Origin of the sequence: Cobetia sp. 3AK (assembly GCF_029846335.1) — a bacterium.
Taxonomy (GTDB): Bacteria; Pseudomonadota; Gammaproteobacteria; order Pseudomonadales; family Halomonadaceae; genus Cobetia; species Cobetia marina.
In genome coordinates this window covers 117214-133356 of sequence record NZ_JARWKR010000001.1, presented here as the reverse complement: position 1 = coordinate 133356, position 16143 = coordinate 117214, and the positions used below count along the sequence as shown (strand labels likewise).

The following is a 16143-nucleotide window of genomic DNA, read 5'->3' as shown; positions in this document are numbered from 1 at the left end:
GAATCGCTTGTCCCACGGTCTGACAGAAGGGATCATGCCCCGATGCATCTGAGCAATGATCAACGGCGGATTCTCGCCCACCCCTTTCCCTCGCGACTGCGCGATCGCACGCCGGCCACCAGTGCCGAGAACAGCGATTGCGTGGTGGTGCGAGCCTGTGCCGGCAGCGGCAAGACCGTCCTGATGGTGGAGCTGGCGCGGACCTATGCCGATGAGATCCTCATCTATACCTCACTCAACCCGGCGGTCGCGGGACGTACGGCCAGCCAGCTGCCGGCCAATGTCCAGTCCCTGTCGTTGCACCAGCTGGCGCGTCAGGCGCTGCAGGAAGAGTACGGCGACAAGCTCAAGCGGCAGCCGGACATCACGCGCCGACTGTCGCCCCAGAGCCTCAACTGGCTGGGCAGCCTGTCCAGTCAGTCGCGCAGCCTGATCGCCCAGGGGCTCAATACCTTCTTCACGCTGAGTGATGCCGTGCCCATGCCGGAGCATCTGCCGGAGGGCTGCGCCGACCGCTTGAGCGCCAATGAGCTGCGCCAGCTGGTCGAGAGCATGCGACTGGTGTGGGAGTGCCTGCTGGACCCGGCGGACCATCAGCAGGCGCTGTCCTTCAATGCCTTGCTCAAGCTGTGGTCCCAGCATGGTCAGTCGCTCGATGCCGATCTGGTCATGCTGGATGAGGCCCAGGACGCCACGCCGGCGCTGCTGGCCATGCTGAGACGCCAGCGCTGTGATCTGCTGCTGATCGGCGACCCACACCAGAGTCTGGCACGCCAGGCCGAGGGGCTGAGCTCGCTGGATTCGCCGCTGCTTGGCGATGCCACCGTCTACTCCCTGCCGGGGGCCTGGCGATTCGGGCCGTCACTGGCCGCGCTGGGAACGCGTCTGGCGGCCTGTTCCCCGACCTCGCGTGAGCAGGCCATGAGCGGTCTCGGGCCTGCCACGCGTCTGGCGGCACCGGGCGTGCGTGAGGCCTTGCTGACCGCCGGCGCGCGACATGCCGTGATCAGTGCCGGGCCCATCGCGGCGCTGGGTGAAGCGCTGGCACTGCATCAGCGTGGCATCGCGGTGGCATGGCTGGACGGCATCGAAGGCTATCCGCTGGCGGGTCTGCTGGACCACTGGCGCCTGTGGCGCTGCCACCAGCTGGCGGAGCAGGGCGACAGGCACGAGCAGCAGCAATGGTGGCGTCAGTTGCCGCCAGCACTGACGCGGCTTGGCCAGACCCCGGCACAGGTGCTGGGGGCTCTCGCGCGTCTCGATGATCATCAGGCGCGCAGCCTGCACGAGCTGGCCTCCTGGTACGCGCAGGCGCCGCTGGACCAATGGATCGGCGAGCTGCGCAGGCAGGATGGTGATCTGCAGGCCGCCATCCTGGCCGACCAGACCGTCACGCTGCCTTGCGTCATGCTCGGGACCGTCTTCCGCGCCAAGGGCCTGGAGTTCGATTGCGTCGTGCTGGCGGATGACCTGATGTTGCCCGGTGAACGACAGCAGCTTGCCAATCAGGTGCTGGTCACCAATCTGACCTACACCGCAGCCACGCGGGCACGACAGCTGCTGGTGCTCAACGAACGGCTGAGCCACTGGTGGCAGGCGCAGGCCGAGAGTGAGCGCTTCCCTCTGATCCAGGAGTTGCCCGCCGAGATGCTGGCGATGTGGCGTCCGGCCGTGGGGGGGCAGGCGGCGGGGGCTGCCCATGGCAGCCGTGCCCCTCACCCCTGGTGGGGACGTGCGCGGCTGGCCGAACTCGCCCTGACGCCCCGCAAGCGTCTGATGCTCAAGCGGACTCATCAGGCCGTCGACGAACCAGTGCGTCCGACTCGGGCCGCCGCCGAACACCGACAGACCGGTGCCGAGCTGGCCCCCGACGTGCAGACCCGGCCTCGTCACGACGACGGCCTCCAGGCGCTGGAGCGTCAGGCGCACAGGGACAGCACGGCGCGCAAGCTGTATGACATGGCCAGCCAGTTGCCGCCGGGGCGTCCGCCAGGGGGGCTGCGTAGCCTGTTGACCCCTGAAGCGCCTCCCGCGACAGCCCCTGGGACTGGCCGTGACGAGGAGAGTGGCTCCCGTGAATCCCCGGATGGCGCCGTCACGCCCCCGCGGCCGCGCGACCCGCTTTCCGATGAATGAATCCAGCGAAGACAGCCCGGCTGTCGGAGATAACGTGCCTGATCTGATGTCATTGAGCTTCAACAACCGCTACGCCCGTCTGCCGGAGCACTTCTTCAGTCGTGTTGCGCCGCAGCCACGTCAAGGCACTCGCCTGGCCGATGTGAGTCCTGACTGCGCCCGCCTGCTGGGCCTGGACTCGCTGGTGGCGGAAATGGCGTCAAGCCGGGAGGATCGCGAGTCACTTCGCCTGCTGATGGCGGGGGAGCGCCTGCTGCCGGGCATGGACGCGCTGGCCCAGAAGTACACCGGGCACCAGTTCGGTCATTACAACCCGCAGCTGGGCGATGGGCGCGGCATGCTGCTCGGTGAGCTTCAGACCGAGAACGGCAGCGTCTTCGACCTGCATCTCAAGGGAGCCGGGCGTACGCCATATTCCCGCTTCGGTGATGGGCAGGCGGTGGTGCGCTCCAGCGTGCGCGAGTATCTGGCCAGTGAGTACATGGCGGCGCTGGGTATCCCGACCAGTCGCGCGCTGGCATTGGCGGTGAATGCCGAGCAGGTCCAGCGCGAGACGCTCGAGCCCGGTGCCACCGTGCTGCGGGTCTGCGAGAGTCATCTGCGTTTCGGACATTTCGAGTGGCTGGCGCACTCCGGCCGTCACGCTGACCTCAAGACGTTGATCGACCACGCCCTGCGGGAGCACTTCCCGGAGTGTCTGCCCGACACGGAGAAAGGGGCATCGCGCGCTGGTGAAGCGCCCAGCGCGCCGCTGGCGGATGAGACGCGCATCGCCGCCGCGCTTTTGATGTTCGAGACAGTGATCACTCGCACCGCGAAACTGATCGCGGCCTGGCAGGCCTACGGCTTCGTGCATGCCGTGATGAACACCGACAACATGTCGCTGCTGGGGCTGACCTTCGATTATGGCCCCTATGCCTTCCTCGATGGCTACGAAGAGAATCTGATCCCCAACCATACCGACCAGGCCGGGCGCTATGGGTTTGCCCAGCAGCCGGGCATCGGGCTCTGGAACCTGGAGCGCCTCGGGATTGCGCTGTCGCCGCTGATCGATGTGGAAGCGCTCTCCGCCGTGCTGGGCGCCTATGAAGGCGAGTTGCAGCGCGAATATGCTCGCCTGATGCGCGCGCGTCTCGGGCTGCCGGATTCCCGGGATGAGGACATGACACTGGTGCAGCAATGGCGTGAGCTGCTGGCGGCCGGCAAGGTGGATCACACCCACGCCTATCGTCTGCTCAGCCATTGGGATGTCACGCAGGCCGCGCCGGAAGCGCTGGTCGTGCGCCTGGCGGGCGAGCGTGGGCCGCACGGCAACTCGGCACAGGCGCGCGATGAAGCCTCGGCCTGGCTTGCACGCTATCAGACACGTGTCATGGCCATCGGGCTCTCCGCCGATGATGAGCGCCAGCGGCGCCTCGCCATGCTGGGTGTGAACCCGCTCTACGTGCCGCGCACGCATCTGTTGCTGGAAGTGATCGCGCGGGTCGAGCAGGGCGATGACACGACGCTCGAAGCGTTCCGTGAGCGCCTGGGTGCCCCGTTCCATCGTCCTGAAGAGGGCAGTCTCGAGGCGGCGCAGGCACTCGGTCAGGCGCAGGGTGTCGAGGCGGAACTCGCCGATGACTGGACACGCCCGCCGGCGGCGAATGCCGCGCCGATCTGCATGAGCTGCTCTTCCTGAGCCGCGCCTGGCGAGAGGGCTGGACCGCTTTCTGACAGTGCAAGCGCTGGCCGAGCATCCGCTGGGCGCAATGCCGGGATCATGCACTGGTACTCACCTCGGCGCCATCACGATGGGAGGCTGCTTCGGTGGCATCCCGTTTCCCGTGGCAATGGCGGCAACAGCCATAAGCTCGAGATTATGCGATGCATAACACAAAGCTGAGCTATTCTTGGAAGGGCCTGATTCACAAACTCATTGGAAATCAGTCGCTTGGCGAGATGTGGAGTGTCGTTCAGGCATAAGCTCACTGTTATGTCGCGCATAACGTTAGCTTTATGATTGATTTTATTGCCTTTTTTGCAATGCAGCGCTTGACCCTGATACACCGACGAGAAAAGACTGATACTGGACACTCATCGTGTCACAGGGGATGTCAGGCCTCTTGGCCGTGCGTGACCCGCGGCTTGCGATTCCGGCACGCCTCACCTGTGACAGACAATAACGTCGCTGAAAGCGCATCGGGCAGGCAGGGATGACGCGAATCAGCGCTCAACAGGAACGACGCCATGAACCTTTCAAGGCTGGCAGCCTCTGGCATGAACATGGATGTGAAACGAGGTGCGCGATGCTGAATATTCTTGTCGTGCGTGAAATGCGTGCGCCCGATACTGTCTCGCAGGCCGCAGACGGACAGCAGGGCAGCGCAGACCCCACCCTGGCGCGCGGAGAATGTCGTGTCGCGCTGGACCCGGTGACGGCCGGCAAGCTGGCGCGTCATCTGGACAGCGCCATCGCTGACTCCGGCGACGCCATCGTGCACGTGGAGAGCGGCGCCGGGCGCCATGCGCACTTCGATGATGCCGCCTATGCCGAGCAGGACGGAGTCGCCATCGTCGCCGAGCAGGACATCCCGGCGGCACGTGCCGCGGCGGACCTCATCCTCTGCGTGCGTACGCCCAGCGAGTCCCAGATCAACGACTTCCGTGAGGGCGCGGTCATCGTGGCCCTGATGACGCCGTATCAGAATCCGCAATTGATCCAGACGCTTGCCCAGCGCGGGTTGACCAGCCTGTGCATGGAATTCGTGCCGCGCATCTCGCGTGCCCAGAGCATGGATGCCCTGTCCTCCCAGGCCGCCGTGGCCGGCTATCATGCCGCACTGCTGGCGGCCAACGAGTCCTCGGTATTCTTCCCGATGCTGACCACCGCTGCCGGCACCGTGCGTCCGGCACGTGTCGTGGTGGTCGGGGCCGGTGTCGCGGGGCTGCAGGCCATCGCCACCGCCAAGCGTCTCGGCGCGCAGGTCTGGGCCTATGACATTCGCGCAGCCGCCCGTGAGCAGGTCGAGTCGCTGGGGGCCAAGATGATCGATACCGGTGTCGATGCCTCCGGTGAGGGCGGTTACGCCCGTGAGCTGACCGATGAGGAGCGCGCCCAGCAGGCCGAGGCACTGGCGCGTCACATGGGCGATGCCCATGTGGTGATCTCCACCGCGGCGATTCCGGGGCGTCCGTCGCCGCGCATCATCAGCCGCGAGATGGTCGAGGGCATGAAGCCCGGCGCCGTGCTGGTGGATCTGGCGGCGGAAGGAGGCGGCAACTGTGAGCTGACCCAGCCCGGTGCCCGGGTCGAACATGGCGGCGTCACGGTACTCGGCCCGCTGGACATGGCCTCCAGCCTGTCGGTCAATGCCAGCGAGATGTACGCCAAGAATCTCTTCAACCTGCTGACACCCTTCATGAAGGATGGCGAACTGTCGCTGGACTTCGAGGATGCGGTACTCGGCCCGATGCGCCTGACCGAAGCGGGTCGCATCACCCACGATGACGTACGCGCTCGCGCGGAGGACGCCGCATGATCGAAGGACTCTCAGCCATATACATCCTGATGCTGGCGGCCTTCGTCGGCTACGAGGTCATCTCCCGGGTACCGGTGATCCTGCATACGCCGCTGATGTCCGGTTCCAACTTCATCCATGGCATCGTGCTGGTCGGGGCGATGATCGCCCTCGGCCAGGCCGAGACCGGCATGCAGCAGTTCATCGGCTTCATCGCCGTGCTGCTGGGTGCGGGGAACGCGGTGGGCGGCTACGTCGTCACCGAGCGCATGCTGGAAATGTTCAAGGCCAGTGATCGCAGCAAGGGCGCTGACGCGGCCAACGCCATCAACGACAAGGAGGCTCGCTGATGAACTGGCTGGTCGAAACAGGATATTTCGCCGCGGCGGTAGTCTTCATTCTGGGCCTCAAGCGCATGTCGCACCCCACCACGGCGCGCAGCGGCATCCACTGGGCCGGGATCGCGATGGTCGTGGCCACGCTGCTCACCTTCCTGCACCCGCAGATTGACGGGCGCTACGGGCTGATGCTGCTGGCCATCGTGATCGGTGGCGGCATTGCCTGGTACTCGGGCAAGAAGGTCGCGATGACCGACATGCCGCAGATGATCGCCATCTACAACGGCATGGGCGGCGGCGCGGCGGCGGCGATCGCCGCGGTCGAGCTGATGCGCATGAGCGACAACCCGGGACTGATCGAGCAGCACGGCTCGCTGGCCCTGTGGCTGGGCGTTCTCGGCGCCTTGATCGGTGCGGTGGCCTTCTCCGGTTCCATCATCGCCTGGGCCAAGCTGGACGGGCGCATCAAGAAGGCTGTCCATTTCCAGAATCAGCAGCTGATCAACATGATCGTGCTGGGCCTGGCGATCTATCTCGGGGTGGTGATCGCGGCGGTGGAGCCGTCAAGCTCGCTGGTGATCGTGTTCTTCGTGCTGGCACTGCTGTTCGGCGCCATGCTGGCACTGCCCATCGGCGGCGCGGACATGCCGGTTATCATCTCGCTGTTCAATGCGCTGACGGGCCTTGCGGTGGCAATGGAAGGTTTCGTGCTGGGCAATGCCGCGATGATCATCGCCGGTACCGTGGTCGGGGCGGCGGGTACGCTGCTGACCCAGCTGATGGCCAAGGCGATGAACCGACCGATCCGCAACGTGCTGTTCAAGCAGTTCGGTGGCGCAAGCGGCGCGGAGCAGGGCGAGATCGAAGGCAGCATGAAGGCTTCTGATCCGATGGACGCTGCCGTGCAGCTGGCCTTCGCCGAGCGCGTCATCATCGTGCCGGGCTATGGTCTGGCGGTGGCCCAGGCGCAGCACAAGGTCTGGGAGATGGTCGAGCTGCTGGGCGAGCGTGGAGTGGAAGTGCGCTTCGCGATCCACCCGGTCGCCGGTCGCATGCCGGGCCACATGAACGTGCTGCTGGCGGAAGCCGGGGTACCCTACGACATGATCGCGGACCTGGACGAGATCAACAACGACTTCGAGAACACCGACGTGACGCTGGTCATCGGCGCCAATGACGTGGTCAATCCGGTCGCCAAGAACGATCCCTCTAGCCCGCTGTACGGCATGCCGATCCTCAATGCCGATCAGTCACGCAACGTGCTGGTGATCAAGCGTGGCCAGGGAGCAGGCTTCTCGGGTGTCGAGAATCACCTGTTCTATCTGGACCACACGCGCATGGTCTATGGCGATGGTCAGAAGGTGGTGGGCGACATGATCACGGCGCTCAAGACACTCTGAACTGACTGCCGGGCGGTGATCGCTGCCTGATGCAGACGCGATGGCCATCGGCCTTCGTGACGACGCCGGCAACTTCCGGGGCTCCTGCCTTGAGAGTTGCCGGCGTTTTCGTGTTCGCCATCCCTCATCAAGGAGAGTTGAATATGACGTCATCGCCACCACTGTCAGGATGTCATCGCCCACGCAGGCTTTGGCTTGCGAGGGCAGCCCGACAGGTGCCGACGACAGGCACTGACTAGAGGTACAATGCGCGACAGTTGCCGAATCCGCGTTTCTTTCTCCTTCTTACGCCACTACCAGGAGTCTTCATGTCTGCCTCTTCACCCGCTCCTCGTCGCGCCATCCGTGATCGCGAGCTTTCGGAAAGTGCACCGCAGGCAGCCGGCTTGAATGTCTGTGTGCTGGGCGGCGGCAGCTTCGGCACCGCGATCGCCTCGATCGCCGCCGACAATGGTGCCAATGTCACCCAGTGGATGCGTGATGCAATCCAGGCCGAAGAGGTCAACACCGAGCACCGCAATTCGGGCTATCTGCCGGATTTCGTCATCAACTCGGCCGTGCGGGCCACCACCGACATGGCAGAGGCCCTCAAGGAGGCGGAACTGGTGTGCGTGGCGATTCCCTCCAAGGCGTTTCGCAGTGTGGTGCGTCAAGCGCGCCCGCATCTGCGCGAGGAGCAGATTCTGGTCGCGACCACCAAGGGGATCGAGAGCGAAGGCTTCACCCTGATGAGCGAGGTGCTGGAAGAGGAAACCGGCTTCTCCCACATCGGCGTGCTCTCCGGCCCCAATCTGGCCAGTGAGATCGCTCAGCGTCAGCTGACCGCGACGGTGATCGCCTCGGATGACCCCTACACCCGCGCACGCGTACAGACGGCCTTCGGCTGTGATTACTTCCGGGTCTATGCCAGCAATGATCGCTACGGGGTGGAGCTGGGCGGGGCGCTGAAGAACATCTACGCCATCGCCGCGGGCATGGCGGCGGCCCTGGGCATGGGGGAGAACACCCGCGCCATGCTGATGACACGGGCGCTGGCCGAGATGAGCCGTTTCGCCGTGGCCAAGGGCGCCAATCCGATGACCTTCCTCGGCCTGGCCGGCGTGGGGGATCTCATCGTCACCTGCTCGTCGCCATTGTCGCGCAACTATCGGGTCGGCTACGCCCTCGGGGAGGGGCGTACTCTGGATCAGGCCGTGGAGGTGCTGGGGCAGGTCGCGGAAGGTGTCAATACGGTGCGACTGGTGCAGGATGAGTCAGAGCGTCTGGAGATCTACATGCCGCTGGTGAATGGCATGGCCAAGGTGCTCTTCGAGGATGTCGATCCTCACCACATGGCCCGCGCCCTGATGGGCGGTGAGCAATCCACGGATGTGGAGTTCGTGCTGTCGCGCGAGTCCGTCAAGCAGGCGCGTCAATTGGAACCTGATGGCTCCTGAAGACTCTCAATTCCATGGGGTGGCATCGGCTGAGTGGTGCCATCCCGTTCCTCGCTCGGCGCTCCGGCCGTGCGAGCACTGTCATCGACCGGCGAGGGCGGATCTTCGTCCCGCGCGGTAGTCACCCTTCAGGAGAAAGCCATGAGTGTATTGATCATGCGTCACGGGGAGGCAAGCTCCGGCTCGCCGGACGCCAGCAGGGAATTGAGCGCCCGAGGGCGTGAAGAAGCCCGCCGCATGGGGCAATGGCTGGCGCATCAGTTGCCCGCGGAACGCCGTGCCCGTCTGACCCTCGTCGTCAGCCCCTTCACCCGTGCCCAGCAGACGGCGCAGGAAGTCTCCTCGGCGCTCAAGCTTGCCGGTGAGCAACAGACGACTCTGGAAATCATCACCCCGGATGACCCGCTCACGCCGGTGCTGGATTGGCTGCAGACCCACGTTCCGCCCTGCAGCGAGGCGCGTGAGCCGCGTGACTGGCTGATCATCAGCCACAACCCGCTGGTGTCGAGCCTGGCCAGTGCGCTGGTGGATGGCCCCGGCAGCACTCAGCTGGCCTTTGCCACCGCGAGTCTGGCGTGGCTGGATGCCGATATCTGGGCGGCAGGTCTGGCGGACCTGCACCACTTCGTCAGCCCGGCGGAGCTTGACTGAACACGCGCAGGCGCGTGCCCGGGACCGGGACCGGGACCGGGACCGGGACATGAGCTTCAGACGCAAGCGCCCCCGTCAGCCATTCGCTGTCGGGGGCGCTTGCGTTGCGTCATCCGAAAGGTGCTAAACCAATCCGCTCAGCTTGAGGAGGAAGATGCCCAGGGTGATGGTGAGCGCGGCCATCAGGGTACTGATGGCGATGATGTTGGCGGCGAGGCGATCATTGCCGCCCATGGCCCGCACCATCACGAAGCTTGCCGCCGCCGTCGGTGAGGCGAAGAACAGGAACAGCACACCGAGTTCCGTGCCGCGAAAGCCCAGCAGCACGGCGAAGGCCGTGGCCACCAGTGGCACGCTGATCATCTTCATCAGGCTGGCACTCAGCGCCAGCTGGCGGCCTTCACGCAGTGAGCGCATCGAGAGGGTGCCGCCGATGCAGATCAGCGCCAGCGGCAACGTCATGCGCGCGAAGTAGTCGCCGGAGGTTTCCAGCCACTGGGGCAGCTGCCAGCTGAACGCCGCGAAGGGCAGCGCCGCCAGGACACCGAGAATCAGCGGGTTGGTGATGATGCCGCGCGCGATGGCACTCCAGCTGGTGCGGCCATCGCCCAGATAACTCGATAGCACCACCACTGACAGCATGTTGTAGGACAGGATGACGACGCCCATCAGGATACCGCCCATCGACAGGCCGAGATCGCCATAGAGGTTGGCTGCCAGTGCCAGCCCGACGATGGCACAGTTGCCACGAAACGCCCCCTGGACGATCTCGCCGCGCTCCTTCAGTGGAATGCGCCAGATGGCCCAGCCCCACAGCAGCAGGAAGGTCCCAAGCGTGGCGCAGGCGAAGTAGAGCAGCATGCCGGGGCGCAGGGCGTGGTCGAGGTCCGCTCGCACGATGGACAGAAACACCAGTGCGGGCATGGTGCCCTTGAAGACCAGGGAAGAGGCGGTGCCGATGAAGGTGTCATCGATCCAGCCGAGACGCTTGAGACCCAGTCCCAGAAATACCATCGCGAAGACCGGCACGGTGATGTTGAGTGTCGCGACGAACAGCGCCAGCATGTCGTTCATTCCAGTCTCTCGCTCATGTCAGTCTCTCGCTCATGTCAGTCCGCCCTCAGATCAGCCAGAAGCCGGTGATCAATGCTGCCGTCAGCAGTGCCCAGAACAGGCGATTGCGCAGGCGTGTGTCACGCTGCGGGCGCCTGGTCGAGCGCTCGTCCGTGGAAGACTCCAGGTCCTCGGGTGTCGGTGAGGCGTTCGAACGGGAGCCGGAAGAGGGCGAGTTGACGTGCGGATCGGGCATGGGAACTCCTGGAAGGGTGAGCGCGTGGTCCCGGCGCCTCACGGATGTCCGGCGCCTCGCCTTGCGGCAGAATAGCGCCAGCATATCAGGATTTTGCAGCGCAGCAGACTGGAAGGCGCGCGCCCGGCTTGGCGAGCGCAGGCTGTCCGCTTACCCTGTGCTGCAATCTTTCGGGCGCAGGCCCCACATCATCACAAGGAGCGGGTAACTTGCAGGACCCATACGCGACCTCTGCCGCATCGTCTTCCGTGCCCTTGCCTCATCAGCCTGCGCCTGTGCCACTGCTGGCAAGCCGGGGGCTGGGGCGTCAATTCGGCCTTCACCAGGCCGTGTCCGGACTCTCCTTCAAGGCCTTTCGCGGCGAAGTGATCGGCCTGCTGGGGCCCAATGGCGCCGGCAAGACCACCAGTCTGCGCATGCTGGCAGGCACCCTGGCGGCAACCGATGGTGAACTGTCGCTCGAGGGAGTGGCCTTCGATGGGCGAGCCGGTCAGCGTCAGCTCAATCGCCTGAAGCGACGGATCGGCTATCTGCCGGAAGGGGCACCACTGTGGCCGCAGCTTACCGTGCGCGAGACGCTCGAGTGCGTCGCGGGCCTGCATGGTCTGTCGCGCAAGACTCGCAAGGAGCGCCTGCCTGCCTTGATGGATCGCCTCGACATCACGCCGTTCGCCAATCAATTGTGCGCCGTGTTATCCAAAGGCTATCGCCGGCGCGTGGCACTGGCGATGGCGCTGACCCATGACCCGGACATCCTGCTGCTGGATGAGCCCACCGATGGGTTGGACCCGCTGCAGAAGGACAGCGTGCGCGCCTTCATTCGCGAGCTGGGGCGCGAGCGCCTGATCATCGTCTCCACTCATCTGCTGGAAGAGGTGCCGCGGATCTGTGATCGCGTGCTGGTCATGGCCAACGGCCAGCTGGGCTTCGATGACACGCCGGCGGCGCTGGCGGCCCTGTCCGTCAGCGAGGCGGTGCCCAGTGCCTATCGTGAGCGACTCGGTGCCGCTCATGGCGGCACGTCGCCCTTGCCGGTGTGGCGAGTGATCCTGAGCCGCGAACTCAGCGAGCTGGAACTGGCCAGCGTCTCGCGGCTGCCCGGTGTCGCGGCCATCACCGCCGTGTCGCCCGAGGGCGCCGAGCGAGTGTCCCGCTCAGGGCGACGCCTGATGGCGGACCCGGCCTATCGACTGGTGGGCAGGCCCGGGCAGGACCCGCGCTCCGCGCTGGCGCGGTGGTGCAGCTACATGCAGATACGGCTCGATGAGTGCGTGCATGAGCGGGGGGACATCGAGGTGGCATTCCGTCAGCTGGTGGCGCGCATGGCCGAGCAGCCCGCGCCATTGCCGCGCGTGAAGCGCCCCCTGGATGCGGATCAGGAGGTATCGTCATGGGGGCGATGATGGCGCTGGTGCGGCGTGACCTGCATCAGGCAATGACCCAGGGGGCCAGCTGGTCTCTGCTGGTGGTGATGGCGGTGCTGGCCCCGCTGGGGGCCTTCGAGGTCGGTGATCTTCTTGCACGTGATCGTGCGGACCTGGGGGCGCTGTGGCAGGTATTGCCATGGCTGCTGGTGCTATGGACACCGTTGCTGGCCCTGCGTGGCTGGCCGGAAGAGCGCGCCAATGGCCTGCTTGAATGGCTGTCAGGGCTCGGGCTTGGCCCATGGCGGCTGGCGGGTGCCCGCCTGGCAAGCGCCTGTGTGCTGGGCTGGCTGGGCCTGGCGATGACGGCACCGTTGCTGGTGCTGATCCACTGGCTGGGCGATCCCGATCTCGGCCTTGTGCTCAGCGGGTATCTTGGCATGGCGCTGTTGGTGATGGCACTGGCAAGTCTCGGTCAGGCGCTGGCGGTCCGTGCGCCCTCGGCGCTCTCGGCCTGGCTGGGGGCACTGGTGCTGGGGCTGGCGTTGATGCTGCCGGGCACGCCGGCGGTGACTGCTCAGCTGGCGCGTCATCTGGCGCCACACTGGGTGCAGCTGCTGGATCTGATCAGTCTGCCGGCCCATCTCACGCCCTTCAGCGAAGGGCGCCCCGCGCTGCTGGATGTCGGCTACTTCCTGTCGTTGACCCTGGCCGGTCTGGTGCTGCAGGTGCGTGGCCTCAAGCAGGAGCGCAACACGCGTCGGCAGGCGCCCCAGTGGCTGGTCGCCCTGGCCGTGGCATCAAGTGTCACGGCCGTGCTGCTGGCCGCCCAGCGTCTGCCCGCCATGGTATCCCCGAACGCGTCCAATCCGCTGATCACAACGCATGACCTCACCGATACCCGCCAGCACAGCCTGAGCCCTGCCAGCCGGGAGCTGCTGTCGCGGCTGACATCCCCCGTGACGCTGACCTTCGCCTACAGCGAGCGCTTTGCCGCGGACCTCCCGCAGCTGCGGGAGCTGGCGACACGAATCGAGACGCGCCTGGGCGCCTTCGCGCGTGAGCCTCAGGTGCGCCTGAAGCGGGTGGACCCGCAGCCGGACAGTGCCGATTTCACGGATCTCGAAGCCCAGGGGCTCACGGCGCTCTCGCTGCCTGGCGGTGAAAGAATGCTGTTCGGTCTGATCATCGATGGCCCCTATTCCGAGCGCCGTGCGATCCCGATGCTCAAGGCCTCCGATCTCGGCGGACTGGAAGCGCAGGTCGCGCGTCAGATCCAGGAAGTCTCGCGCACCCAGCCACCCCGTCTGGGCGTGATCTCCAGCCTGCCGGTGATGGGTCAGCCGAGCATGGAGCAGGGCCGGGCACTGGGCAGCTGGGGGCTGATGGAACGTCTCAATGCCCGCCTGCGCATCGACTGGCTGTCCGGCGGGGATGACCCGGCGCGCCCGATCGCCGATCAGGATGCGCTGCTGGTGATCGCCCCGCGCCTGTTGCCGACGGCGACGCTGACGGCGATCCGTGACTATCTGGATCGTGGTGGGCGAGTGCTGATGATGCTGGACCCGTTCCCCGAGATGCTGGATCAGCCAGCCCCGGCTTCCGAGGCTCTGAGCGCCTTGCTGGCCCATGCAGGACTTGAGTCACGTGCCGGCGAGGTGGTGGCGGACACCCGACTTGCCTTGCCGATCGGTCTGCTGGACGGCACGCGCGCCCTCAGTCCGACGCTGCTTGGCATCGGCCCGGACCGTCTGTCGGATGCCTTGCTGAACCAGAATGTCGATCAGCTGGTGATGTCCAGCGCCGGTTGGCTGGCCCCACGTGAGGAGACGGCGGAGACACCGTCAGCGACCTCGCGGCAGTGGCTGATCCGAGGGGCCGACACCACGCGCCTGCTGCCGGCCGACAAGGTGTACGCCAACCGCATGGACCCGCGGCCGTTGTCCGGCCTGTCTGGACAGGGCGTCGAGGAGGGTGGGCTGGCGGTGCTGACCCACTGGCCGGCGCCAGTGGATCAGGGGGCGCGTGACGACGGGCATGAAGACGGGCGTGAGGGCCAGCTGCTGGTGGTCAGCGATGTCGACATGGCCAGTGATCGCCTGTGGCGGCGCAGCGCGGCGGACGGCAGTGAGCGCGAGCTGAATGCCAATGCCCGTTGGCTGGAGAACGCGGTGGATGTGCTGGCGGGCAGCCCGGAGCTGGTGGCGCTGCGTGCCGGTGCCCATCAGGTGCGCGAGTTGACGCGACTGCATCAGCTGGCGGATCGCCAGGCGGCCGAGGAAACCCGTCTGCGCAATGACTGGCAGTCGCGCCTGAGTGCACTGGGGGCTGCCCCGGTGGCCGACAAGGCGGAGGCGGCACACCAGCGAACGGCACTGGATGACATGCAACAGGCGTTCGAGAGCGCACTCGCGCGCCAGCAGCGCGCGGCGAATGCCGAGCGTGATGATCTGCGTCGCAGGCTTCGTCTCTGGACCTTGCTGGCGCTGCCGGTGTTGCTGGGCCTGTTGGGTGAGCTGATCTGCTGGCGGCGCTATCACGCGAGTCGTCGAGCGGGCTATCGCCCTGCCGGGCGACTGTCCGGCCATCGTCAGCCCGGTCGTCATCGCCTCGGTGGCGGGGGACTGTCCGCGTCCACCAGCGCCGAGACGGCGTCGGCATCCGACAGGCCGGCCTCATCCAGCACGTCTGACCGAGCCGCTGAGGATCATCGCGGTGAGCGCCGTAGGGGAGGTGACGCATGAGTCGCTTCAATCGCGCCGGATGGGCGCTGACAGCACTGGCCTCGTTGCTGGCGATCGGGGCTCTGACGCTCGGCCCGCGTGAGTCGGGCTCGTTTCCGGATGCCGGGCCAGGCGCTCCGCTTCAGGAGGGCGAGGCCTCAAGCGCCATCCTGACACCGCTGCCGGCGTTGTCGCATGTCGCCGCGACGGCGCAGAGAATCGGCATTCGTCGCCATCCCGATGAGGCGCAGGACTGGCTGAGTCTGACGCGAGACCCGAAGGGGGATTGGCAGCTGGCATCACTGGGCAACTGGCCGGCGCGTCAGGACAAGGTGATCGGGCTGCTGCACCAGCTGAGCGAGGCACGTCTGCGTACGCGCAAGCCCGCGACTGACCAGGCGCTTCAGGCGCTGGGGCTGGCGGGGCAGACTCCGGTAGTGAATGTCACCGGCAGTGATGGCGAGGTGAGTCTGCAACTGGGCGGCACGCCGTCGGCTGCCCGCAGTGGTGCTGATGCCTTGCCGGGGCGTTACGTGCGCTGGCTTTCGCTGCCGGACTCGCCGGTGCTGGAACTGTCTCGTGACATCGGCTTGCCGGACTGGCGGGGCGGCCTGGCGGCAAGCGAGGTGCTGGATCTGTCCGCATTGCTGCACGAGATGCAGGGGCCGCCCGCGCTGAGTCGTGTGGAGGTGCGTCTGGCGCCTCATCCGCAGGCATCCCATACCCCGCACACGCGGGGGCTTGCCCCCGACAGCGCGGCGGCCGAGGCCCTCATGGCGGCGCTCTCGCCCCTGAACCAGAACGATCTGCGCCTGCGTGTCGCGCAGGCGGACTGGCAGCCGGCGGTCACGCTGACCCTGAACTGGTCCCACGCCGCGCGGCAGTATCGCCAGCCGCCATCGCGGGATGATCACCTGCAGCTGACGCTGTCCATCGCTTCCGGCAGCAAGCCCTGGGCGCGTCTGACCCTGGAGGGTACGCGCTGGCCGGCGGCTCTGGTACGGCGTCTCGCGGCAGTGGAGATCCAGGTCAACGGTGCGCTGCGCGAGCGCTTGATCGGTCTGGGCAAGGTCATCGAGACCCATACCGGGCCTCATCCTGGCGTGTCCGCTGGCTCGGCAGAGGCGGGCGGTGGCCTCGAGGCGGGCAGACTGTCGCCAACGGCGATTCAGGCCGCTCTGCAGGCGGCTTCCCAAGCGAGCGAAGAGGTGGCTTCGACGGTGGATGACAGGCCTGCCGCGCAAGGTGAGACATTAGGCGAGTAGCGTGGTGGCGGTGGGGCTGGC

At 66.2% G+C, this 16143-nt stretch carries 12 protein-coding genes; 10 read left to right on the top strand and 2 right to left on the bottom strand.

The annotated features are described in order from the left end of the window. Positions 1 to 42: 42 nt before the first annotated feature. The 7 genes from QD228_RS00560 (at position 43) to sixA (ending at position 9461) form a co-directional block, all read left to right on the top strand. On the top strand, positions 43 to 2136 hold the full coding sequence (locus QD228_RS00560) for an ATP-dependent helicase (protein ID WP_279874078.1): 2094 nt from the start codon (positions 43 to 45) through the stop codon (positions 2134 to 2136). Next, positions 2129 to 3817 carry a protein adenylyltransferase SelO family protein gene (locus QD228_RS00555; RefSeq protein ID WP_279874076.1) on the top strand — a complete coding sequence of 563 codons (1689 nt, stop codon included), beginning with the start codon at positions 2129 to 2131 and terminating at the stop codon, positions 3815 to 3817. The genes QD228_RS00560 and QD228_RS00555 overlap by 8 nt, the downstream gene beginning before the upstream one ends. 607 nt (positions 3818 to 4424) lie before the next feature. Then, positions 4425 to 5657: an NAD(P) transhydrogenase subunit alpha gene (locus QD228_RS00550; protein ID WP_279874074.1), complete on the top strand. Its 1233-nt coding sequence runs from the start codon at positions 4425 to 4427 to the stop codon at positions 5655 to 5657. Further along, the gene (locus QD228_RS00545; RefSeq protein ID WP_077372330.1) at positions 5654 to 5986 is read left to right on the top strand and encodes an NAD(P) transhydrogenase subunit alpha; all 333 of its coding nucleotides are present in this window, start codon (positions 5654 to 5656) and stop codon (positions 5984 to 5986) included. Before QD228_RS00550 ends, QD228_RS00545 begins: the two co-directional genes overlap by 4 nt. After that, positions 5986 to 7374 carry an NAD(P)(+) transhydrogenase (Re/Si-specific) subunit beta gene (locus tag QD228_RS00540; protein ID WP_077372333.1) on the top strand — a complete coding sequence of 463 codons (1389 nt, stop codon included), beginning with the start codon at positions 5986 to 5988 and terminating at the stop codon, positions 7372 to 7374. Before QD228_RS00545 ends, QD228_RS00540 begins: the two co-directional genes overlap by 1 nt. A 308-nt stretch (positions 7375 to 7682) precedes the next feature. Then, complete coding sequence (locus QD228_RS00535; protein ID WP_176492988.1) at positions 7683 to 8810, top strand: NAD(P)H-dependent glycerol-3-phosphate dehydrogenase; 1128 nt, start codon at positions 7683 to 7685, stop codon at positions 8808 to 8810. Positions 8811 to 8951: 141 nt separating this feature from the next. Beyond that, complete coding sequence (sixA, locus tag QD228_RS00530; protein WP_077372339.1) at positions 8952 to 9461, top strand: phosphohistidine phosphatase SixA; 510 nt, start codon at positions 8952 to 8954, stop codon at positions 9459 to 9461. 123 nt (positions 9462 to 9584) lie between these two features. Here the strand turns inward: sixA and QD228_RS00525 are convergent, their stop codons facing one another. Both QD228_RS00525 and QD228_RS00520 read right to left on the bottom strand, forming a co-directional pair. Further along, on the bottom strand, positions 9585 to 10535 hold the full coding sequence (locus QD228_RS00525) for an AEC family transporter (protein ID WP_077372342.1): 951 nt from the start codon (positions 10533 to 10535) through the stop codon (positions 9585 to 9587). Positions 10536 to 10581: 46 nt separating this feature from the next. Then, the gene (locus QD228_RS00520) at positions 10582 to 10770 is read right to left on the bottom strand and encodes a hypothetical protein (RefSeq protein WP_084209085.1); all 189 of its coding nucleotides are present in this window, start codon (positions 10768 to 10770) and stop codon (positions 10582 to 10584) included. A 209-nt stretch (positions 10771 to 10979) separates the two neighbouring features. On the opposite strand from QD228_RS00520, the gene QD228_RS00515 reads away from it, so the two are divergent. The 3 genes from QD228_RS00515 to QD228_RS00505 are packed head-to-tail and all read left to right on the top strand — an operon-like array spanning position 10980 to position 16122. Then, complete coding sequence (locus QD228_RS00515; protein WP_279874070.1) at positions 10980 to 12173, top strand: ABC transporter ATP-binding protein; 1194 nt, start codon at positions 10980 to 10982, stop codon at positions 12171 to 12173. Then, the gene (locus QD228_RS00510) at positions 12161 to 14878 is read left to right on the top strand and encodes a GldG family protein (protein ID WP_279874068.1); all 2718 of its coding nucleotides are present in this window, start codon (positions 12161 to 12163) and stop codon (positions 14876 to 14878) included. Before QD228_RS00515 ends, QD228_RS00510 begins: the two co-directional genes overlap by 13 nt. Then, positions 14875 to 16122 carry a DUF4340 domain-containing protein gene (locus QD228_RS00505; protein ID WP_279874066.1) on the top strand — a complete coding sequence of 416 codons (1248 nt, stop codon included), beginning with the start codon at positions 14875 to 14877 and terminating at the stop codon, positions 16120 to 16122. The genes QD228_RS00510 and QD228_RS00505 overlap by 4 nt, the downstream gene beginning before the upstream one ends. The last annotated feature ends 21 nt before the right edge of the window (positions 16123 to 16143 follow it).

Bases quoted from the DNA above. Each gene is read 5' to 3' on its own strand.
- sixA (WP_077372339.1), top strand. From the start codon at position 8,952: ATGAGTGTATTGATCATGCGTCACGGGGAGGCAAGCTCCGGCTCGCCG.
- QD228_RS00505 (WP_279874066.1), top strand. From the start codon at position 14,875: ATGAGTCGCTTCAATCGCGCCGGATGGGCGCTGACAGCACTGGCCTCG.
- QD228_RS00510 (WP_279874068.1), top strand. From the start codon at position 12,161: ATGGGGGCGATGATGGCGCTGGTGCGGCGTGACCTGCATCAGGCAATG.
- QD228_RS00545 (WP_077372330.1), top strand. From the start codon at position 5,654: ATGATCGAAGGACTCTCAGCCATATACATCCTGATGCTGGCGGCCTTC.
- QD228_RS00525 (WP_077372342.1), bottom strand. From the start codon at position 10,535: ATGAACGACATGCTGGCGCTGTTCGTCGCGACACTCAACATCACCGTG.
- QD228_RS00560 (WP_279874078.1), top strand. From the start codon at position 43: ATGCATCTGAGCAATGATCAACGGCGGATTCTCGCCCACCCCTTTCCC.
- QD228_RS00520 (WP_084209085.1), bottom strand. From the start codon at position 10,770: ATGCCCGATCCGCACGTCAACTCGCCCTCTTCCGGCTCCCGTTCGAAC.
- QD228_RS00550 (WP_279874074.1), top strand. From the start codon at position 4,425: ATGCTGAATATTCTTGTCGTGCGTGAAATGCGTGCGCCCGATACTGTC.
- QD228_RS00555 (WP_279874076.1), top strand. From the start codon at position 2,129: ATGAATGAATCCAGCGAAGACAGCCCGGCTGTCGGAGATAACGTGCCT.
- QD228_RS00535 (WP_176492988.1), top strand. From the start codon at position 7,683: ATGTCTGCCTCTTCACCCGCTCCTCGTCGCGCCATCCGTGATCGCGAG.
- QD228_RS00540 (WP_077372333.1), top strand. From the start codon at position 5,986: ATGAACTGGCTGGTCGAAACAGGATATTTCGCCGCGGCGGTAGTCTTC.